Here is a 20,066-nt window from a genome sequence, read left to right as displayed (position 1 = left end):
GCCTATTGTGCGGAATCCGGCGCTAGATGATAGTATTCGATTCCCAGTTTCAATAGGTTACTACATTGGATATTCAGCAAGGCTTTGTACTCACTAGACAAGCAAGAGATTTTTCAGGGCGCACACAAATCGATTTGTGGCTAAGTACTCCTCAAGGCCCTACTCTGCTGACCATTCAAAATGAAAAGCCTGTATTTTTTGTCGCTCAATCTGATGTACCTGCGTGTCAGGCTATTGCGGCAAAAGAATCAATAGACTGCCAATTTAAGCCTTTAGAACTCGCGACCTTCGAACAAACGCCTCTCGCGGCTTGTTACACCTCGCTTTCAAGAAGCAGCTTCGGCTTAGCGCAAGCCTTCCATAACGAAGAAATTCAAACCTTTGAAAGCGACATTCGACTCGCTGACCGATTCTTGATGGAACGCTTTATCAAAGGAAGCATTGAGTTCACAGGTACAGCAGTACAAAAGAATCAGCATCGCAGAGTCTCAAACGCAAAATGCCGTTCAGGAAGCTACTTACCTAGCTTGTCGATGGTCTCACTGGACATCGAGTGTTCCGAGAAAGGCGTGCTTTACTCCATCGGCTTAGATAGTCCAATGGATAGCCGAGTGATCATGGTCGGCGAACCGCAACAAGCAGACACCAATATCCAATGGGTTGCCAACGAAAAAGCTCTTCTAGAGGCCATGATTGCTTGGTTCTCCGAGTTTGATCCTGACATCATCATTGGTTGGAATGTCATTGATTTCGACTTTAGGCTGCTGCACAAACGTTCAGAATGGAACGAAGTGAAACTCAGTATTGGTCGAGACAATCAACCCAGCTTCTTTCGTAGCTCTGCACAAAACCAGCAAGGCTTTATCACTATTCCGGGACGTGTTGTCTTGGATGGTATCGACATGCTTAAAACGGCGACCTACCACTTCCGGTCTTGGTCGCTGGAGTCGGTATCGCAAGAGTTACTTGGTGAAGGTAAAGACATCCACAACGTTCATGACCGCATGGATGAGATCAACCGGATGTTTAAGTTCGATAAGCCTTCACTCGCCAAGTACAACCTTCAAGACTGTGTGTTGGTAAACCGAATCTTCGAACACACTCACCTACTCGACTTCGCTATTGAGCGTTCACGACTGACTGGTGTAGAGCTTGATCGTGTTGGCGGTTCTGTTGCTGCTTTTACTAATTTATACCTACCACAGATACACAGGGCGGGTTATGTCGCGCCTAACTTAGAGCCGGAGAATTGGATCGCCAGCCCCGGTGGCTACGTGATGGATTCAATTCCTAACCTTTACGACTCGGTTTTGGTACTCGACTTCAAGAGCCTGTACCCATCAATCATTCGCTCATTTCTCATCGACCCTATGGGGCTTATAGAAGGATTGAAGTTGGAGCTTGGCCCAGCTGAAAACCAAGCGGTTGATGGTTTTCGAGGCGGTCAATTCCATCGCTCTAAGCACTTTTTGCCTGAGATGATCGAGAACTTGTGGGCTGCTCGTGATGTAGCAAAGAAGAACAACGAGAAAGCATTCTCTCAGGCCATTAAGATCATCATGAACTCGTTTTATGGTGTGTTAGGTTCGTCTGGTTGTCGTTTCTTCGATACTCGCCTAGCCTCATCGATCACCATGCGTGGTCATGAAATCATGAAGCAAACCAAGGTGCTTATCGAAGACAAAGGCTATCAAGTTATCTACGGCGATACTGATTCAACCTTCGTGTCTCTGAATGGCAGTTATGATCAACAACAAGCCGACGAGATCGGGAATGAACTTGTCGCTTACATTAATGATTGGTGGACGAATCACCTCAAAGAGACCTACAACCTAACCTCGATACTTGAATTGGAATATGAGACTCACTATCGCAAGTTCCTGATGCCAACCATTCGAGGTTCAGAAACTGGTTCGAAGAAGCGCTATGCAGGTTTAATCAATCAAGGCGACCAAGAGAAAATTATTTTCAAAGGGCTTGAGAGCGCACGAACAGACTGGACACCGTTGGCACAACAGTTCCAGCAAACGCTGTATGAGATGGTGTTTCACGACCAAGACCCAACTGACTACGTGAGACAGTTTGTTGATGAGACTTCAGCAGGTAAACACGATGATTTATTGGTTTATCAGAAGCGTCTGCGTCGTAAACTGCATGAATACCAGAAGAACATTCCGCCACAAGTTCGCGCCGCAAGATTGGCCGACGAGATCAACGCTCAGCTTGGTCGTCCGCTTCAATACCAGAACAAAGGGCGTATTGAATATCTGATTACTCTGAGTGGCCCTGAGCCGAAAGAGTATTTAAAGAGTGGTATCGATTATCAGCATTACATCGACAAACAAATTAAACCGGTCGCAGAGGCTATTTTGCCCTTCATCGGTTTAGATTTTGAGAGAGTCAGCGGGCAGCAGTTAGGTTTATTCTAAAACTACTTTTGAGCTGTAATAGAAACAAAAAAGCAGAGGAATGTTCAATTCGCTCTGCTTTTTTAAATCGATAGATTACGAAGCTCTATCCGATTCGAAACTCTGTTTTCTGGTACTGCTTAACCAACCACTCTCCAAAGCCATCCAAAATGCCGATAACCGAACGTTTAGGAATCGCTCTTCCAGAAAGTAAGATCCCCAATCGTTGGATTTCGACTTCTCTGTCTGGGTGATACTTCAAGAACTGTTGGCCACATTTGACAGGATCATCAAACCAATACTTATCTCGGTACATCACCAAAGAGTAGCTCGCTCTTAGCAGCTTCTTGGCAATGATCACTTGCGCAGCCACTTGTTGTTCTGGCGTCGTTGCTCGGGCAATCTTATTGCGATACACCGCTAACCAGTTTTCCGCATCCATATTCCAATGCTTGGCAATTTCCCAACTCGTTTCAAAATCACCATAGCAATCCGATAAATCTTCACCGTGCACACAGACCGCCAAATGCTTAAGCATAAAGCCCCAAGTGAAGATGTTGTCGAAATCGACTATCTCGCTTACTAAGGTGGTTTTAATCGCGACTTGAGTGACCTGTGGGAAGCTTTTTTGGAATCGCCATTTAATCGTGTTTAACAGCGTGGTTCGCTGATCAGGAAACGGACGGTGTGTCACCACAACCACATCAAGATTTGAGCGACCGACAACGGCCTGCTTGCGAGCGACACTGCCATAAATATAGACACTGTGTAGATTAGAACCTAACCCACCTTTTAAGAAGGTAATCAGATCGTTAACCACAAGTTGGAATTCAGGTTGAAATGGCTGTGTTGGGTCAATAACAGGTAGCTGCATAGGTCGTTTCGGCAAATAAAATCATGATTTAACTGTGACTCTATGATCGCTTAGGTGACTTTATGATTCAAGCTATTCCTATTTATAGCATCTCCGAGATATAATCAGCGGATAGACCCAATAAGGACAAACACAAAATGCCTAGAGCAAGTGAAATTAAAAAAGGTTTTGCTATCACAGTAGAAAGCAAAACAGTGATCGTTAAAGATATCGAAGTAACAACACCAGGCGGCCGCGGCGGCCAAAAAATTTACCGCTTCCGTGGTAACGATGTAGCAACTGGCGTTAAAACTGAAGTTCGCCACAAGGCTGACGAAATCGTTGAAACTATCGACGTAACTAAGCGTGCAGTAATGTTCTCTTACGTTGATGGCAACGAGTACATCTTCATGGATAACGAAGATTACACACAATTCATCTTCAACGGTGAAACAATCGAAGACGAACTACTGTTCATCAACGAAGAAACTCAAGGCATGTACGCGATCCTTATCGATGGCAACGCTGCAACGCTTGAGCTTCCAACATCTGTTGAGCTAGTTATCGAAGAAACTGACCCTTCAATCAAAGGTGCATCAGCGTCTGCTCGTACTAAGCCTGCTCGTCTTTCTACAGGTCTTACAATCCAAGTACCTGAGTACATCGCGACTGGCGACAAAGTAGTAGTAAACACTGCTGAACGTAAATACATGAACCGCGCAAGCTAAGATACTTATTATGACCGAAGCTAACGACCTAATGTCTTATGACGACGCAATTGACACTGCATACGACATCTTCCTAGAGATGGCACCTGACAACCTAGAACCTGCAGACGTGATTCTTTTCACGGCTCAGTTTGAAGATCGTGGCGCAGCAGAGCTTGTTGAAACTGGCGATGATTGGGTTGAACATGTTGGCTTTGAAGTCGACAAAGAAATCTACGCTGAAGTGCGCATTGGTCTTGTGAATGAAGCTGATGACGTTCTAGACGACGTATTTGCTCGTATGCTAATCAGCCGTGATCCAGACCATAAGTTCTGTCACATGCTGTGGAAGCGCGACTAATACCGCTGTTGACGCTCATTTGCATGAGTAAACAAGTATTCATGTACGCGAGTTAAAAGTTAGCCGAGCCCATTGCTCGGCTATTTTTATCACGCTATTTCTCATCGTGACTACCCACTTTCATCATCAACGTTAGATTCACTGATTATGACCAAAGCAAAAACAGACACACAATCAAAAGGCTATGCCTGCATTGGCCTAGTTAACCCAAAGACGCCTGAAAACGTAGGCTCAGTAATGCGAGCGGCTGGCTGCTACGGCGCCAACTCTGTGTTTTACACGGGCACACGCTACGACCACGCGCGAAAATTCCATACCGATACCAAAGAGAAGCACCTAGCGCTGCCTTTAATTGGTGTTGAAGACCTGAAAGACATTATTCCAGTAGGCTGCGTACCTGTTGCTGTCGATCTGATTGAGGGCGCAAAGCCTTTACCGGATTACAAGCATCCACCACGCGCGTTTTACATCTTTGGCCCTGAAGACGGCACACTGAAGAAAGAGATCACCGACTTCTGTCGTGAGGCGATTTACGTCCCAACGAATGGCTGTATGAACCTAGCCGCATCAGTGAACGTTGTGCTTTACGATCGATTGGCGAAAGGCGATAACTTTTCGAATCATAAGTAGAAGAGATACGAGATACGAGATACGAGATACGAGATACGAACAGATTATAGATGCGCCTACACGAGATAAGAGATGCGAAAAGCTCACTGACTGTCGTTTATGACTGCATGTTTTCGATACTCGGTTACTCGCATCCCGCATCTTCTATTTCTTCAGATATAAAAAAACCTGCTCAGTGAGCAGGTTTTTTAGTATTCAGTGCTTTCAGCTAATAAAGCTTAAGAACTTACTGACGTGTTCTTGGCTTAGCTGGTTTAGCCGGACGACCATTGTTCATCTTAGGCTTGCTTTTGTTAGCCTGAGGCTTGCCTTTAGCTGCTGGAGCGCTACGACCTGAATCAGGTGTTGTAGTGCCGCGAGTCGCTGGCTTCTTACGCTTAGGTTGGTTGCTACGGCCTTTAGGTGCGTTTGCACGCTCTTCGTGACGCTTAACAGCACGACGAATTTTTTGGCTACGAGAACGCTCACGCTTACGAGAAGTGTTTGAAGGATCAAGATCCAACAAGGTTTCTTTCTCTGGGTTCAGTTCAACTAGCTGACGTAGGTAGTTAACTTCTTCAAGATCTAGCTCTTTCCAACCGCCACGAGGCAATTTCTTATCAAGGTAGATATCACCGTAACGTACACGTTTCAGGCGGCTTACTGTTGTTTCTTGTGATTCCCAAAGACGACGAACCTCACGGTTACGACCTTCGTTAATCGCTACGTAGAAAGTATGGTTCATACCTTCACCACCAGCGTAAACCACGTCTTCGAAACGAGCCATACCATCTTCTAGTTCAACGCCACGCACAAGGTTCTTAACCTTCTGCTCAGTCACTTCACCGAATACACGTACTAGGTACTCACGTTCAACCTGACGGCTTGGGTGCATTAGGCGGTTTGCAAGTTCACCATCAGTAGTGAAAAGCAAAAGACCCGATGTGTTTGCATCAAGACGACCAACTGAAATCCAACGAGAACCACGGATCTTAGGTAGACGATCGAAAACAGTACGGCGGCCTTCAGGGTCGTGACGAGTACAAAGCTCACCTTCAGGTTTGTAGTAAGCAAGTACACGACAAACAACTTCTTCTGAAGCTTTGCCTGAAACAGTATGGCCATCGATACGGATCACTGAGTTCTCGTCTTCAAGACGCTCGCCCAGTTTCGCAACTTGCCCGTTAACACTTACACGGCCAGATTTAATTAAACCTTCTAGTTCACGACGAGAACCGTGACCAGCTCGCGCTAAAACCTTCTGTAATTTTTCGCTCATTTACTCTTTTCTACCTAATTGTCGTCTTCACAGACGTCGAATGAATTTTTTCGCGACCAAATCGCGGTCGCGTATTATCGCAAAGAACCCGCTAAAAAGCACTTGTTATTTGCTATAGCAGGTTCGTTGTATCGTTACAGACTGTTAATCAGTAAAGCGATTATTCAAACGGCGCAGGATCACCAGCACCACGACGTAGAATCACGGCATCATCGTCACTGAAGTCAATAACAGTCGTTGGTTGCTCGCCCAAGTAGCCGCCATTCAAAATGACATCAACGGCGTGCTCAAGGCTGTCACGAATTTCTTCAGGATCCGATTCCGTTGTCTCGTTACCCGGCAGAATCAGTGACGTCGACATCAACGGCTCGCCCATCGCTTCCAACAGGTCTAGCGCGATCTTGTTGTCTGGTACACGAATACCAATGGTTTTACGTTTCGCGTTCATTAAACGCTTTGGCACTTCTTTGGTTGCTTTGAAAATAAACGTGTAAGCACCCGGCGTATGTGCCTTAAGCAGGCGGAATGCAACGTTATCCACGCGTGCATACAGTGACAGTTCAGACAGGTCACGGCATAACAGGGTGAAGTTATGTTTATCGTCGATACGGCGAATTTTACAAATACGTTCAAGTGCTTGTTTGTTCTCAAGCTGACAACCCAGTGCATAACCGGAATCAGTTGGATAAACCACAACACCGCCATTGCGGATAATCGCAACCGCTTGGCTGATTAAACGTGCTTGTGGGTTATCTGGGTGTACATAAAAAAACTGGCTCATTGTTGATCCTCGTTATCGAATCTCTCGACTCTATCATCAGAAGGAGCTGGCTCACCTAAAGACTATTCAGATGGTGAAACCGTTTGAAACTCCCAATCTTTCCATACTTCTTCTACCCCAGAAGGTAGCCAGAGATTACGTCCAAGTTCCATCCACGGAGATGGGTAATGGAAATCGCTGCCTTGGGAGGCTAATAGTTTGTATTGTATAGCATAATCCGCAAGTGTGCGTCTTTCTTGTTGCGCTTGCTGAGGTTGAGCGACTTCCATCGCGTCACCTTTTGCTTCAACAAATGCCGCTAACAGGCGCTTAACCCACTTCGCTGTGAAGCCATATCGCCCCGGGTGAGCCAATACTGCTTGTCCACCAGCGGCATGAATCGCCGTGACAGCATCACTCATTGAACACCACGTTGGTGGAACGTAACCTGGGTTATTGCGAGTCAGAAACTTTTTAAACACCTGCTGCATGGTTTTCGCGTAGCCATTGTCGACTAACCACTTAGCAAAGTGAGCACGAGTGATAGGCGCATCACCCGCAATCAGCTTCACTTCGTCCAACACTCCTTCTCGAGTCGCTTTCTCGAGACGCTGAGCAATAAGCTCGGCACGCCCAATACGGTGTTGCTTCTGTTGTTCAATCAGTGCTTTCAATTCTGGCGACTCAGGATCAACGTTTAACCCAACAATATGGATATCTTTGTTTTGCCAAACGGTTGAGATCTCGATGCCATTAATCAACTGAATAGGAAGATTGTTATCCGCAATGTAGCTACGTGCTTCAGCAAGCCCATCAGTCGTATCATGATCTGTAATCGCTAACGCTTCGATGTTAAAGCTTAGCGCTCGGTCAATTAGCTCAGGTGGAGTAAGTCGGCCATCTGAGGCTGTTGTATGACTATGTAGATCAATTCTCATATATTCTTTTTCATTGTTTTCAATTTTTATCGTTATATTTGTGTCAACACACTTGACCCGCAAGCAGAAAACTAGTTAACTAGTACGCAAATACGAAGTATCACATTTGATAGGTTCACCATGTTACAAGAATTTAACCAAAACCATAAAGATAAAGTTTTAGAACTTTCTTCAGTAGAAGCAAGTTCAGAGCTTAATTGGTGGCGCACTTGGACAAGTTCTTGGTGGGCTAACGTGTACTTCTAATTAAACAGTTTGTTTATAAAAAAGTTATCACTAAGCCCGCTTCCATAGCGGGCTTTTTAATTTGTCGAACATCTCACATTCAACTGACTAACAAATCATCGAATTGACCATATTCTAGATTGGGTGAAAGGTATCTTTATGCGACTATGTACGGCAGGAAATTTAAAGAATCATAAAGGAGGTCTTGTGAACAAGGCCATTGAAATCAAAAAGCTGGGAACCATTGAGGTCATCAATTCTTCAGTTCCTTACTCGCAAGATCCAACCAGTGTTTTTCATACCTTGTGTGAAAACAAAACAGACAGTTTACTGTTAGAATCTGCTGAGATTGAATCTAAACAGAACCTGACAAGCCTACTCCTTATCGACTCTGCTGTTCGTATCGTATGTCGCGGACATGAAGTAACCTTTCAAGCGTTGACTCAAAACGGTCAAGCGCTTATCGAACATCTGACTCAAAACGTTAAAGCAGAGATTAAATCTGATCTGACGGATAATTTACTGACGCTGACGTTTGTCGAGCCAAGCAACGAGTTAGACGAAGACTCACGCTTAAGAGAAGCTTCTTCTTTCGATGCACTGCGTTTGGTTCAGCACAGCTTTGAACAAGACGCTGATAATAAGCACGCATTGTTCATGGCTGGCCTATTTGCTTACGACATCGTGGCGAACTTCGAACCACTAGGCGATGCTGAAGCAACCAACAATTGTCCTGACTTTGTTTTCTACGTGGCTGAAACCCTGCTTCGTTTCGATCACCAAGAAAACGAAGGCCTGCTACACGCAAGCTTGTTCGCTCAAGACGAAAATATCAAAGCACAGCTAACTGAGCGCTTAGCCGACATTCAAACACAATGTCAGTCGCTGAAAGCCATCACAGAAGTTACGCCACTAGACAACGTTGACGCTGTACCAAGTGTTTCAGATGAAGACTTCTGCCAAACGGTTCGCGACCTAAAAGAGTACGTAGTAAAAGGCGATGTGTTCCAAGTCGTACCTTCACGCCGCTTCACACTTCCTTGCCCTGCTCCACTGGCAGCCTACAAAGAACTTAAGCAAAGCAACCCAAGCCCTTACATGTTCTACATGCAAGATGAGCTGTTTACTCTGTTCGGCGCTTCTCCAGAAAGCGCGCTGAAATACGAAACCGAAACCAATCAAATTGAGATCTACCCAATTGCGGGTACTCGTCGTCGTGGTAAACGCCCAGACGGTCAAATCGATTTCGACTTAGATAGCCGTATTGAGCTTGAACTGCGTACCGACAAGAAAGAAAACGCAGAACACATGATGCTTGTCGACCTAGCACGTAACGATGTGGCACGTATCGCGGAAGCTGGCACTCGCCACGTAGCAGACCTACTGAAAGTTGACCGCTACAGCCATGTGATGCACTTGGTTTCTCGTGTTGTTGGTCAATTGCGTGAAGACTTAGATGCCCTGCACGCTTACCAAGCTTGTATGAATATGGGTACGCTAACAGGCGCTCCTAAAATCCGTGCAATGCAGCTTATTCGTGACGTAGAAAAAACGCGTCGTGGCAGCTACGGCGGTGCGGTTGGTTACCTAACGGGTGAAGGCACGTTAGATACTTGTATCGTGATTCGCTCTGCTTACGTTGAAGATGGTGTGGCACAAGTGCAAGCTGGCGCTGGTGTGGTATTCGATTCAGACCCACAAGCAGAAGCTGATGAAACTCGCGGCAAAGCACAAGCGGTTATTTCAGCGATTCAAGCAGCACACACTAAAAACATCTCTAACAAGAAGGAGTCGTAATCATGGCTGATATTGTATTCATCGATAACTTCGACTCGTTCACTTACAACCTTGTAGACCAGTTCCGCTCATTGGGTCACAACGTAAAGATTTACCGTAACAACATCTCTGCAAAGGTCGTTGAAGCGGCGATTAACGAACTAGACAACCCAGTTGCCCTACTTTCACCTGGCCCTGGCGCTCCGGCGGATGCAGGCTGCATGCCTGAGTTGATTCAGTTATTAAAAGGCAAGGTGCCAATGATTGGTATTTGTTTAGGCCACCAAGCGATCGTTGAAGCTTATGGCGGCACCGTTGCAGGCGCAGGCGAAATCATTCATGGTAAGGTGTCGATGATGGAACACCAAAATCATGCGACTTACCAAGGCTTACCTTCTCCACTGGCTATTGCTCGCTACCACTCTTTAGTAGCAACGCATGTATCAGATAGCCTAACGGTGACAGCTGAAGTCGATGATTTAGTAATGTCTGTGGTTCAAGAACAAGACAAGGTGTGTGGATTCCAATTCCACCCTGAATCAATTATGACGACCTACGGTGCAACGCTTCTAGCGAACGCTATCGAATGGGCTCTTGAGAAACCTCTCTGCCTTGAGAAGAACGCCACTCTTGATAAAAAGACTAACTAGGACGAAATCATGGAACAGATTAATAAACTTTACGAACAGCAGTCTCTTACTCAAGAAGAAAGCCAACAGCTATTCGATGTCATCATCAAGGGCGAGCTAGACCCAATCCTGATGGCTTCTGCACTGACTGCACTTAAGATCAAAGGCGAGACGCCAGACGAAATCGCTGGCGCGGCGAAAGCACTGCTTGCCAATGCAAATCCGTTCCCACGCCCTGATTACGATTTTGCAGACATCGTGGGTACAGGTGGCGACGGTCATAACACCATTAATATTTCGACGACTTCAGCATTCGTTGCAGCCGCTTGTGGCTTAAAAGTCGCGAAACACGGTAACCGCAGTGTATCGAGCAAATCAGGCTCTTCTGACCTACTGGATTCGTTTGGCATCAACCTAGCGATGACCGCGGAAGACACTCGTACGGCTGTCGATGAGCTTGGCGTAGCATTCCTATTTGCTCCGCAATACCACGGTGGCGTGCGTCACGCGATGCCTGTTCGTCAAACCATGAAAACACGTACTATCTTCAACATCCTTGGCCCACTGATTAACCCTGCTCGCCCTAACATCGAGCTAATGGGTGTTTACAGCAAAGAACTAGTACGCCCTATCGCGGAAACCATGCTGCAAATGGGCATGAAGCGCGCGGCGGTTGTTCACGGTAGCGGCCTTGATGAAGTAGCGATTCACGGCGAAACCATGGTTGCTGAAATCAAAGATGGCGCAATTCACGAATACACAGTGACACCGGCAGACTTTGGTTTGAACACTCACCCGCTTGAAGCAATCAAAGGCGGCGAGCCAGAAGAAAACAAAGCCATCACAACAGATATCCTGACGGGTAAAGGCACTGAAGCCCAAGTTGGCGCAGTAGCCGTGAACGTTGCTCTATTGATGCGCCTATTTGGTCACGAAGACCTAAAAGCCAACGCACAACAAGCCATTGATGCGATGAACTCTGGCAAAGCCTACGAGCTTGTACAAAAGCTTGCTGAACACGCCTAACGAACGACGAATTGAGACAAAGAACATGACACAGACTACCGATAAACTGTCGACCCACGTTTCAGTCAAAGAAGCTGAAATGGCAGAAGTACTAGCAAAAATCGTTCGTGATAAATACCAATGGGTTGAAGCGCGTAAGCAAACTCAACCGTTGGAAGAGTTTAAAGCAGCGCTAACCGCAACAGACCGCAGCTTTTATGATGCACTGAGCGGAGAACAAACGGTTTTCATTACTGAATGTAAGAAAGCCTCTCCGTCAAAAGGTTTGATCCGTGACGAGTTCGACTTGGACTACATTGCATCGGTTTACAACAACCATGCTAACGCGATTTCAGTTCTGACCGACGAGAAATACTTCCAAGGTGACTTTGAGTTTTTACCTAAGGTTCGCAGCATTGCTAAGCAGCCAATCCTGTGTAAAGACTTCATGGTAGATACCTACCAAGTTTACCTAGCTCGCCACTATTCAGCTGATGCGATCTTGTTGATGCTATCGGTATTGGATGATGAAGAGTACAAAGCACTTGCTGAGGTTGCTCACTCACTCAACATGGGTGTGCTTACTGAAGTCAGTAACGAAGAAGAACTTCACCGTGCTGTGGCTCTAAACGCTAAGGTTATCGGCATCAATAACCGTAACCTACGTGACCTTTCGACTGATTTGAATCGTACCAAAGAGTTGGCTCCACTGATTCGCGAGCTGGCTCCAAACGCCATCGTGATCTCAGAGTCTGGTATCTACACCCACCAACAAGTGCGTGACCTTTCAACATTTGCAAATGGTTTCCTAATCGGCAGCTCTCTTATGGCTGAAAAGAACCTTGAACTGGCCGTTCGTAAAGTAACGCTGGGCGAAAACAAGGTGTGTGGTTTAACTCACTCTGACGATGCTGCCAAAGCGTATCAAGCAGGCGCGGTATTCGGTGGTCTGATTTTCGTTGAAGCGTCTAAGCGTCATGTGGATATCGAAGCGGCTCGTTTGACGATGAGCGGTGCACCGCTGAACTACGTCGGTGTGTTCCAAAACCACAGCGTGGCAGATGTTGCTAACACGGTTTCTGAGCTCGGTTTGTTTGCTGTTCAACTGCACGGTGATGAGTCTCAAGCGTATGTCGATGAGCTAAAACAATCACTGCCTGAAAACGTTGAGATTTGGAAAGCTTATGGTGTGGCTTGCGGCGCTGAGAGCGCGTTACCAGAATTACTGGAAAGCAACGTGACTCGTCACCTACTAGATACTAAAGTGGGTTCTCAAACAGGTGGTACAGGTCAAGCGTTCGATTGGAGCCTGATCAACAACCAAAGCGCAATCATGTTGGCGGGTGGTCTAAACCCAGAAAATGCTAACCAAGCCGCTAAGTTGGGCTGCTTAGGATTAGACCTAAACTCTGGTGTTGAATCTGCTCCAGGTAAAAAAGACGCAGACAAGCTACAACGTGCTTTTGCAGCGATTCGTAATTACTAGTCTGGCTTTAAACGCAGAAACTAAAACATATTTGTGAGCTTTGCCTTAGCGAGGCTCAAACAAGACTAAACGACTTGGTGTGAAAACACGCCAATAGAATTGAAGGAATAAGATAATGGCTAAACTCGATGCCTACTTCGGTGAATACGGTGGTCAATACGTACCGCAGATCCTAGTGCCAGCACTAGACCAACTTGAACAAGCATTTATCGATGCACAAGCCGATCCTGAGTTCCGTAGTGAATTCATGACGCTTCTTCAAGAGTACGCTGGGCGTCCGACGGCACTAACGCTGACTCGCAACCTAACTAAAGGTACAAAGACCAAACTGTACCTTAAACGTGAAGACCTACTTCACGGTGGCGCGCACAAAACCAACCAAGTACTGGGTCAAGCGCTACTTGCTAAACGTATGGGTAAGCAAGAAATCATCGCTGAAACAGGCGCAGGTCAACACGGTGTTGCAACGGCTCTAGCGTGTGCTCTATTGGGTCTTAAGTGTCGCGTTTACATGGGGGCTAAAGACGTAGAACGTCAAAGCCCGAACGTGTTCCGTATGAAGCTAATGGGCGCAGAGGTTATCCCTGTTCATTCTGGTTCCTCTACGCTAAAAGATGCGTGTAACGAAGCTCTACGTGACTGGTCTGCAACTTATGAAGATGCGCACTACCTACTAGGTACGGCTGCGGGTCCTCACCCATTCCCAACTATCGTTCGTGACTTCCAACGCATGATTGGTGAAGAAACCAAGAACCAAATTCTAGCTCGTGAAGGTCGCCTTCCTGATGCCGTTATCGCTTGTGTTGGCGGTGGTTCAAACGCTATCGGCATGTTCGCTGATTTCATCGAAGAAGAAACGGTTCGCCTAATCGGTGTTGAGCCAGCTGGTAAAGGTATTGATACCGACCAACACGGCGCGCCGCTTAAGCACGGTAAAACGGGTATCTTCTTTGGTATGAAAGCACCACTAATGCAAGATGAGAACGGACAAGTAGAAGAGTCTTACTCTGTATCTGCGGGTCTAGACTTCCCATCAGTGGGTCCTCAACACGCTCACCTGAATGCTATTGGCCGTGCTGAATACGAAAACGTAACCGATGACGAAGCGCTAGAAGCGTTCCAATCTATCGCACGTAACGAAGGTATCCTCGCAGCGCTAGAGTCATCTCATGCTTTAGCTCATGCAATCAAAATGGCTCACGACGAACCAGAAAAAGAACAGCTATTAGTTGTTAACTTGTCTGGCCGTGGTGACAAAGACATTTTCTCTGTACACGACATCCTTAAAGAGAAAGGAGCATTATAATGGATCGCTATCAATCACTATTCACTCGCTTAGCTGAAAAGAATCAGGGTGCATTTGTACCATTCGTAACGGTTGGCGATCCTAACCCTGAACAGTCTCTTAAGATCATGGAAACTTTGGTTGAAGCCGGTGCTGATGCACTTGAGCTTGGCATTCCATTCTCTGATCCACTGGCTGATGGCCCAACAATCCAAGGTGCGAACATTCGTGCTTTAGATTCTAAAGTAACACCTGATGTGTGTTTTGATCTTATTGGTCAAATCCGTGCGAAATACCCAGAGCTACCAATCGGCCTACTGATGTACGCAAACTTGGTGTACGCACGTGGTATTGAGAACTTCTACGAGCGTTGTGCGAATGCGGGTATCGACTCGGTACTGATTGCAGACGTACCAACCAACGAAAGTGGTGAGTTTGTTGCTGCAGCGAAGAAGTTTGGCGTTCATCCAATCTTTATTGCTCCACCAACAGCGAGCGATGAAACGCTTCAGTCAGTATCTGAACTTGGTGGTGGTTACACTTACCTACTTTCTCGTGCTGGCGTAACGGGTGCAGAAACAAAAGCAAACATGCCAGTAACAGCATTGCTTGATCGTTTGAACAAGTTCGATGCGCCACCAGCACTGCTTGGTTTCGGCATCTCGGCTCCTGAGCAAGTAAAAGAAGCGATTCAAGCTGGCGCTGCCGGTGCTATCTCTGGCTCAGCAGTTGTAAAAATCATTGAGAACAACGTTGAACAACCAGAAGCAATGCTCAAAGCATTAGCTGAGTTTGTAACGCCAATGAAAGTCGCAACACAGAAGTAATCTTTAGCATTCGCTAAACACGACTTTAGATCCTAAAAGGCGCCACAGATGTGGTGCCTTTTTTATTTCTGTCGGAAAAACTTGTTAATCTTCCGACTTCATCGCTTTCTTAATCGCGGCCTCATTGAGTGTCGCTTTGATTGGGTCAGTGATTTTATCCACCAAGTCGACAGGCATCGGGAATACGATGGTTGTGGTGCGTTCATTCGCGACCTCGGTTAATGTCTGCATATAGCGTAACTGAATGGCATTAGGTGCTTTGTTCAGCACTTCTGCGGCTTCTCTTAGCTTAGTGGATGCCTCTAGCTCACCTGTTGCATGTATCACCTTAGCTCGACGAGAACGTTCTGCCTCTGCTTGTTTCGCAAGCGCTCGCACCATACTGTCATCAAGGTCAACATGCTTAATCTCGACATTGGCAATCTTAATCCCCCAGTTATCGGTGTGTTGATCCAGTATCGATTGTAAGTCTCTGTTGAGCTCTTCACGCTCAGACAACAACTCATCCAACTCATGCTGACCGAGAACAGACCGCAAGGTGGTTTGGGATAGCTGGCTAGTGGCTTCAAGATAGTTCTCCACGTTGTTGATTGCCATCTTAGGATCAAGTACTCGGAAATAAACCACAGCGTTAACCTTAACCGACACATTATCTCTAGTGATCAAATCTTGTGTTGGCACATCTAACACGATGGTTCGTAAGTCGACTCGCACGATTTGTTGAATGAAAGGAATGATGATGATTAACCCCGGCCCTTTCACACCGTAAAAGCGCCCAAGAAAGAACACCACTGCACGCTCGTACTCGCGCAGAACTCGGAACATGCTGGCTATCAACAAGATAACGAGCACGATGACAATACCTATAGTGTGTATAAACATAACCGCCCCCTAATGGTAACGATGGCTAAGCAATTAATAATTCGATCAAATTTGTCCTAGCATTTCACGCTAACAGTGCGTGCTAGCAGTTCGCGCTAACCAGATTTCGATGATGTCTCATCGGGCAGCGCTTCAACATCCAAAGAAAGCCCAGTGAGCTTGGTAACTCTGATACTCTGCCCTGCTTTCAGTTCATTGGCGCATTTGGCTTGCCAGATCTCACCTTCTACCAGCACGCGACCCGCACCGGGGAAACCACTGACGACTTTACCAATCTCACCGACAACCGCTTCCATCCCCGTAGTTACTGGCTTATTTCTCACTCGGACTAGCATTGATATTGTTACGACAATAAACGCTACAGAGAGCAAACTGATTCCGATAATTAACGGTAATGCGATTTGGTAACCCGGAACTTCGGTGTCCATCAGCATGATTGAGCCCAATGTAAACGCAGCAACGCCACCCAAACCGAAAATACCAAAGCTCGGGCTAAACGCTTCTGCGACCATTAAGGCTATTCCCAATAGGATTAAGGCAAGGCCGGCGTAACTCACAGGCAGCATTTGTAAAGGGTACATCGCCAATAACAGACAGATGCCGCCCAATACACCCGGTAAGCCAACACCAGGGTTATAGAACTCAAGCAACAAGCCGTAGATGCCAATGAGCATGAGAATGTAAGCGACATTTGGATTGGTGATCACCGAAAGCAAACTGAAACGCCAATCTTGTTCTCGCTCGACAAACGCCACATCACTAAGTTGAACTTGCTGACTGACGCCATTAATGGTGATAGTACGTCCGTTGCTCATTTCCACTAGTTGCTGTAAATCACTCGCGATGAAATCAATGACGTTAAGTTCGAGGGCATTCTCTGAATCTAAACTCGCCGCTTCTCTTACCGCCTTTTCTGCCCACTCTTCATTACGATTGTGCAATTTAGCCAAGCTAATAATGTAAGCGGACGCATCGTTGATCACCTTCTTCTCCATCGCCGTGGTGGCTTTTACTTGCTCAGAGTTCTCTTCTTTAGGTGAACTTTGCTCATTGGCTGTGGTGTTGTCGTCTTTATTAGGCTCTTCTTGTGGGGACAACGGATTAGAAGGGCCTTTACCTCCGCCAAGAGACACTGGAGTAGCTGCACCCAAATTGGTTCCGGGAGCCATAGAAGCGATGTGGCTAGCAAGTAGAATATAAGTCCCTGCACTTGCTGCGCGTGAACCTGCAGGTCCAACCCAAGTAGCTATCGGAATCGGTGACGTGGTGATGGATCGAATTATGTCGCGCATCGACGTATCTAACCCGCCGGGCGTGTTCATTTTCAATATGATGAGCTTAGCTTGCTCGTCGTGAGCTTGTTCTATTTCTCTCGTGAGGTAGTCACTGGTCGCCGGACCTATACCTCCATTCACCTCTATCACCCAGACATCATCGGCCTGAACATTCGCAGAGGTGAACAACAGAAGAAACGCGAACAAGCACTTTAATATAAAAGTCATAGCCCCTCTCCTTACAACTGAGATGCTAGATAGACGTTTTATTTAAAGCGTAGAGGTAACATCTTGGTAATAAATAGATACCTTAAGCATAGTTCAGGCTGAATTTCACACAACACACAGCTCAAAACCTCACCTCGATCGCAACGAGCAAAAAAAGCGCAAAAATGAAACGCAAATGTTAACAAAACCCATTAAATACCGAAGTGTAGAAATCATTCACAAAACACCAGATAGATTTACATTTATAAACTCGACAAATAACCAACCAATAAAAAACAAAAGCAAACGTTTGCATCGGTACAAAAAAACGACAAATAACATTAGACCTCATATTTTTAGACGTCTTTCACCTCTGCTCATATTGATAAATGTAAAGGATACGTGTAAAACTCTTCGCGAAATATTTATCCAATGGTACATCGTACATTGGTAGGCAGTTCTGGGATTTTTATATTTAGTAGCACAGAGGTTATGGAAGTGTTAAAAGAAAAGAGTTTACTAAGCAACATCGGCGTTCAAGTCGTTATTGCAATGATCATCGGTACCGTAGTCGGCGCGATGATGGGTGACAGCGCAACTATGTTCGCTCCACTGGGTGCTATCTTCATCAACTTGATCAAGATGCTGGTTATCCCTCTAGTCGCGGTTGCCCTAATTTCAGGTGCTGCTGGTCTAGGTAATAGCTCATCGGCTGGTAAAGTCGGTGTAACAACACTGGGTTACTTCGCACTAACGTCTGCACTTGCTGTAGCACTAGCGCTTGTAATGGGTGAAGTATTCGAACCGGGTCGTGGTATCGATGTTTCTGGCGTAGAAGGCATGTTCTCTTCTGAATACGCTGCGAAAGGCGAACTTCCAACGTTCTGGGCAACCATCACTGGCATGATCCCTACCAACGTTTTCCAATCATTGAATGAAGCAAACATTCTGCAAATCCTAGTTTTCTGCTTATTCTTTGGCATCGCGCTTTCTAAGCAAGCGAAAGAAAAACGTGACCCTATCATCAATGGCGTAAACGCGATTGTTGACGCTATGGTTTGGATGATCAACAAGGTTATGATCATTGCACCACTTGGCGTGTTCGGCCTGATGGCAGAAGCAGTAGGTACGTTCGGCTTTGGCGCACTAATGGTTGTGTTCAAACTGTTCATCGTTTACATCGCTGCGATCCTGATCTTCGGCTTTGTTGCTTACCCACTGATGATTCAAATCTTCACTAAGACTTCAGCTAAGAAGTTCCTAGTAGCAATGAAAAAGCCTCAAGCGGTTGCTCTTTCAACAGCATCATCAATGGCAACACTACCAGTAACAATGGAAACTGTAGAGAAAGAACTTGGCGTTCGTAACTCTACGGCTTCATTCGTTCTGCCTCTTGGCGCGACGATCAACATGTCTGGTAACGCGATCTACTACGGCCTAGTGGCTATCTTCTTCGCACAGCTATTCAACATCGACCTATCTATGGGTGCTTACGTTGCTATCATCGTAACGTCTACGCTAGGTGCAGTTGGCCAAGCAGGTGTTCCAGGTCCTTCTTTCCTAGTGGTTGCAGTTCTTCTAGCAGCTGGCATCCCTATCGAAGGTCTACCTCTGTTGTTCGCTCTAGACCGTATCTTCGACATGATCCGTACTGCTCTGAACATCACTGGTGATGCAGCATGTGCAGTTATCGTTGATTCTCTAATCGAAGACGAAGCGAAAGAAGCTGAGCTACAAAAGCAGCAAGCTTAATCTTGTCGTTCACTTTGAATGAATAAAAAAAATATCCGCCTTCTTAGAAGGCGGTTTTGCTTTATAACCCCCTAGAAGGGGGCGTCCGCGCTATCAGTTCTTCAATAACTGCAGTTGTTGTTCATACTCTATGTCCTGCTTGTCTTGGTGCCGTACATATCGTCGAATGACTTCNAAAAAATATCCGCCTTCTTAGAAGGCGGTTTTGCTTTATAACCCCCTAGAAGGGGGCGTCCGCGCTATCAGTTCTTCAATAACTGCAGTTGTTGTTCATACTCTATGTCCTGCTTGTCTTGGTGCCGTACATATCGTCGAATGACTTCTTCATTCACACCGACCGTATCTACAAAATACCCTCTGGCCCAAAAGTGATTTCCCCATAGTTTCTTACGTATATGTGGGAATCTATTGAAAAGTCGAATTGCTGTTCGGCCTTTTAAAACTCCTAACAAACTCGATACTGATAACTTGGGAGGAACAATGACAACAAGATGAACATGATCTGGTTGAACATTTAATTCTAAAACTTCGCAGTCTTTCATATTGCACAAAATATAGATTGAACGATAAAGCTCCTTTCCTACTTTATCTTTCAAAATCTTATATCTGTACTTTGGAGTCCAAACTATATGGTATTTGCAACGCCAATAGACATGTGATGAACTTCTGTAATCGCCCATGTGGTTGTTTCCTCTTACTTGTGGTGAATAAGAGGTTACTTCTAACATGGGCACTTCTTCAGGCTATAGCCTCAAGGAGCAATCACCACCGCCCTAGGCGGTGGTTTTGAGGAGCCAATAAAA

Annotated in this window: 19 protein-coding genes and 1 other annotated feature; of the genes, 12 read left to right on the top strand and 7 right to left on the bottom strand. The window is 46.0% G+C overall.

Features of this window, described 5'->3' with window-relative positions:
• Window positions 1-65: 65 nt before the first annotated feature.
• Window positions 66-2,429: a DNA polymerase II gene (locus L1D37_RS03420; RefSeq protein WP_239846891.1), complete on the top strand. Its 2,364-nt coding sequence runs from the start codon at window positions 66-68 to the stop codon at window positions 2,427-2,429.
• Between the two features lie 85 nt (window positions 2,430-2,514).
• Here L1D37_RS03420 and L1D37_RS03415 read toward each other — a convergent pair whose 3' ends face one another.
• Window positions 2,515-3,282, bottom strand: a complete 768-nt coding sequence (locus tag L1D37_RS03415) for a nucleotidyltransferase domain-containing protein (RefSeq protein WP_239846890.1) — start codon at window positions 3,280-3,282, stop codon at window positions 2,515-2,517.
• A 137-nt stretch (window positions 3,283-3,419) separates the two neighbouring features.
• Between L1D37_RS03415 and yeiP the strand changes: the two genes are divergently transcribed.
• The 3 genes from yeiP to L1D37_RS03400 all read left to right on the top strand — a co-directional run bounded on the left by yeiP (window position 3,420) and on the right by L1D37_RS03400 (window position 4,959).
• Window positions 3,420-3,989: an elongation factor P-like protein YeiP gene (gene yeiP / locus L1D37_RS03410; RefSeq protein WP_017055115.1), complete on the top strand. Its 570-nt coding sequence runs from the start codon at window positions 3,420-3,422 to the stop codon at window positions 3,987-3,989.
• A gap of 10 nt (window positions 3,990-3,999) precedes the next feature.
• Window positions 4,000-4,329: an HI1450 family dsDNA-mimic protein gene (locus L1D37_RS03405; protein WP_017055114.1), complete on the top strand. Its 330-nt coding sequence runs from the start codon at window positions 4,000-4,002 to the stop codon at window positions 4,327-4,329.
• A gap of 147 nt (window positions 4,330-4,476) precedes the next feature.
• The gene (locus L1D37_RS03400; RefSeq protein WP_239846889.1) at window positions 4,477-4,959 is read left to right on the top strand and encodes an RNA methyltransferase; all 483 of its coding nucleotides are present in this window, start codon (window positions 4,477-4,479) and stop codon (window positions 4,957-4,959) included.
• Window positions 4,960-5,185: 226 nt separating this feature from the next.
• Here L1D37_RS03400 and rluB read toward each other — a convergent pair whose 3' ends face one another.
• The 3 genes from rluB to L1D37_RS03385 all read right to left on the bottom strand — a co-directional run bounded on the left by rluB (window position 5,186) and on the right by L1D37_RS03385 (window position 7,915).
• Entirely contained in the window at window positions 5,186-6,217 is a 1,032-nt protein-coding gene (gene rluB / locus L1D37_RS03395; RefSeq protein ID WP_017631784.1) for a 23S rRNA pseudouridine(2605) synthase RluB, read from the bottom strand.
• 160 nt (window positions 6,218-6,377) lie between these two features.
• Entirely contained in the window at window positions 6,378-6,998 is a 621-nt protein-coding gene (locus L1D37_RS03390; RefSeq protein WP_060467459.1) for an L-threonylcarbamoyladenylate synthase, read from the bottom strand.
• Window positions 6,999-7,060: 62 nt separating this feature from the next.
• Entirely contained in the window at window positions 7,061-7,915 is an 855-nt protein-coding gene (locus L1D37_RS03385) for a PHP domain-containing protein (protein WP_017631786.1), read from the bottom strand.
• Window positions 7,916-8,035: 120 nt separating this feature from the next.
• Between L1D37_RS03385 and L1D37_RS03380 the strand changes: the two genes are divergently transcribed.
• The 7 genes from L1D37_RS03380 (at window position 8,036) to trpA (ending at window position 15,148) form a co-directional block, all read left to right on the top strand.
• The gene (locus tag L1D37_RS03380; RefSeq protein ID WP_009848753.1) at window positions 8,036-8,161 is read left to right on the top strand and encodes a trp operon leader peptide; all 126 of its coding nucleotides are present in this window, start codon (window positions 8,036-8,038) and stop codon (window positions 8,159-8,161) included.
• Window positions 8,108-8,222 (top strand) — a sequence feature (Trp leader region). Its footprint overlaps the gene before it by 54 nt.
• A gap of 125 nt (window positions 8,223-8,347) precedes the next feature.
• On the top strand, window positions 8,348-9,937 hold the full coding sequence (locus L1D37_RS03375; protein ID WP_239846888.1) for an anthranilate synthase component 1: 1,590 nt from the start codon (window positions 8,348-8,350) through the stop codon (window positions 9,935-9,937).
• 2 nt (window positions 9,938-9,939) lie between these two features.
• Window positions 9,940-10,566 (top strand): aminodeoxychorismate/anthranilate synthase component II, encoded by a 627-nt coding sequence (locus tag L1D37_RS03370; protein ID WP_076654689.1) that lies wholly within the window; start codon window positions 9,940-9,942, stop codon window positions 10,564-10,566.
• Window positions 10,567-10,575: 9 nt separating this feature from the next.
• On the top strand, window positions 10,576-11,571 hold the full coding sequence (trpD, locus tag L1D37_RS03365; protein WP_239846887.1) for an anthranilate phosphoribosyltransferase: 996 nt from the start codon (window positions 10,576-10,578) through the stop codon (window positions 11,569-11,571).
• A 25-nt stretch (window positions 11,572-11,596) separates the two neighbouring features.
• Window positions 11,597-13,036 (top strand): bifunctional indole-3-glycerol-phosphate synthase TrpC/phosphoribosylanthranilate isomerase TrpF, encoded by a 1,440-nt coding sequence (trpCF, locus tag L1D37_RS03360; protein ID WP_239846886.1) that lies wholly within the window; start codon window positions 11,597-11,599, stop codon window positions 13,034-13,036.
• Between the two features lie 115 nt (window positions 13,037-13,151).
• Window positions 13,152-14,342: a tryptophan synthase subunit beta gene (gene trpB, locus L1D37_RS03355; protein WP_017631791.1), complete on the top strand. Its 1,191-nt coding sequence runs from the start codon at window positions 13,152-13,154 to the stop codon at window positions 14,340-14,342.
• Window positions 14,342-15,148 (top strand): tryptophan synthase subunit alpha, encoded by an 807-nt coding sequence (gene trpA, locus L1D37_RS03350; protein WP_239846885.1) that lies wholly within the window; start codon window positions 14,342-14,344, stop codon window positions 15,146-15,148. The genes trpB and trpA overlap by 1 nt, the downstream gene beginning before the upstream one ends.
• Before the next feature lie 84 nt (window positions 15,149-15,232).
• Here trpA and L1D37_RS03345 read toward each other — a convergent pair whose 3' ends face one another.
• A complete protein-coding gene (locus L1D37_RS03345; RefSeq protein ID WP_048659607.1) occupies window positions 15,233-16,030 on the bottom strand; it encodes a slipin family protein in 798 nt (265 codons plus the stop codon).
• A 95-nt stretch (window positions 16,031-16,125) separates the two neighbouring features.
• Window positions 16,126-17,532: a nodulation protein NfeD gene (locus L1D37_RS03340; protein ID WP_239846884.1), complete on the bottom strand. Its 1,407-nt coding sequence runs from the start codon at window positions 17,530-17,532 to the stop codon at window positions 16,126-16,128.
• A 471-nt stretch (window positions 17,533-18,003) separates the two neighbouring features.
• Between L1D37_RS03340 and L1D37_RS03335 the strand changes: the two genes are divergently transcribed.
• Window positions 18,004-19,263 carry a dicarboxylate/amino acid:cation symporter gene (locus L1D37_RS03335; protein WP_086713639.1) on the top strand — a complete coding sequence of 420 codons (1,260 nt, stop codon included), beginning with the start codon at window positions 18,004-18,006 and terminating at the stop codon, window positions 19,261-19,263.
• Window positions 19,264-19,505: 242 nt separating this feature from the next.
• Here the strand turns inward: L1D37_RS03335 and tnpA are convergent, their stop codons facing one another.
• A complete protein-coding gene (tnpA, locus tag L1D37_RS03330) occupies window positions 19,506-19,943 on the bottom strand; it encodes an IS200/IS605 family transposase (protein WP_239847318.1) in 438 nt (145 codons plus the stop codon).
• Between the last annotated feature and the right edge of the window lie 123 nt (window positions 19,944-20,066).

Origin of the sequence: Vibrio sp. Isolate33 (genome assembly GCF_022397895.1) — a bacterium.
Classification (GTDB): domain Bacteria; phylum Pseudomonadota; class Gammaproteobacteria; order Enterobacterales; family Vibrionaceae; genus Vibrio; species Vibrio pomeroyi.
The sequence above is the reverse complement of the archived record's forward strand: the minus strand, read 5'-3'. Positions and strand labels throughout refer to the sequence as shown.

What these genes read in the sequence shown, in the direction of transcription:
- L1D37_RS03415 (WP_239846890.1), bottom strand. Translation starts at nt 3,282, where the DNA reads ATGCAGCTACCTGTTATTGACCCAACACAGCCATTTCAACCTGAATTC.
- yeiP (WP_017055115.1), top strand. Translation starts at nt 3,420, where the DNA reads ATGCCTAGAGCAAGTGAAATTAAAAAAGGTTTTGCTATCACAGTAGAA.
- L1D37_RS03405 (WP_017055114.1), top strand. Translation starts at nt 4,000, where the DNA reads ATGACCGAAGCTAACGACCTAATGTCTTATGACGACGCAATTGACACT.
- L1D37_RS03400 (WP_239846889.1), top strand. Translation starts at nt 4,477, where the DNA reads ATGACCAAAGCAAAAACAGACACACAATCAAAAGGCTATGCCTGCATT.
- rluB (WP_017631784.1), bottom strand. Translation starts at nt 6,217, where the DNA reads ATGAGCGAAAAATTACAGAAGGTTTTAGCGCGAGCTGGTCACGGTTCT.
- L1D37_RS03390 (WP_060467459.1), bottom strand. Translation starts at nt 6,998, where the DNA reads ATGAGCCAGTTTTTTTATGTACACCCAGATAACCCACAAGCACGTTTA.
- L1D37_RS03385 (WP_017631786.1), bottom strand. Translation starts at nt 7,915, where the DNA reads ATGAGAATTGATCTACATAGTCATACAACAGCCTCAGATGGCCGACTT.
- L1D37_RS03380 (WP_009848753.1), top strand. Translation starts at nt 8,036, where the DNA reads ATGTTACAAGAATTTAACCAAAACCATAAAGATAAAGTTTTAGAACTT.
- L1D37_RS03370 (WP_076654689.1), top strand. Translation starts at nt 9,940, where the DNA reads ATGGCTGATATTGTATTCATCGATAACTTCGACTCGTTCACTTACAAC.
- trpD (WP_239846887.1), top strand. Translation starts at nt 10,576, where the DNA reads ATGGAACAGATTAATAAACTTTACGAACAGCAGTCTCTTACTCAAGAA.
- trpCF (WP_239846886.1), top strand. Translation starts at nt 11,597, where the DNA reads ATGACACAGACTACCGATAAACTGTCGACCCACGTTTCAGTCAAAGAA.
- trpB (WP_017631791.1), top strand. Translation starts at nt 13,152, where the DNA reads ATGGCTAAACTCGATGCCTACTTCGGTGAATACGGTGGTCAATACGTA.
- trpA (WP_239846885.1), top strand. Translation starts at nt 14,342, where the DNA reads ATGGATCGCTATCAATCACTATTCACTCGCTTAGCTGAAAAGAATCAG.
- L1D37_RS03345 (WP_048659607.1), bottom strand. Translation starts at nt 16,030, where the DNA reads ATGTTTATACACACTATAGGTATTGTCATCGTGCTCGTTATCTTGTTG.
- L1D37_RS03340 (WP_239846884.1), bottom strand. Translation starts at nt 17,532, where the DNA reads ATGACTTTTATATTAAAGTGCTTGTTCGCGTTTCTTCTGTTGTTCACC.
- L1D37_RS03335 (WP_086713639.1), top strand. Translation starts at nt 18,004, where the DNA reads ATGGAAGTGTTAAAAGAAAAGAGTTTACTAAGCAACATCGGCGTTCAA.
- tnpA (WP_239847318.1), bottom strand. Translation starts at nt 19,943, where the DNA reads ATGGGCGATTACAGAAGTTCATCACATGTCTATTGGCGTTGCAAATAC.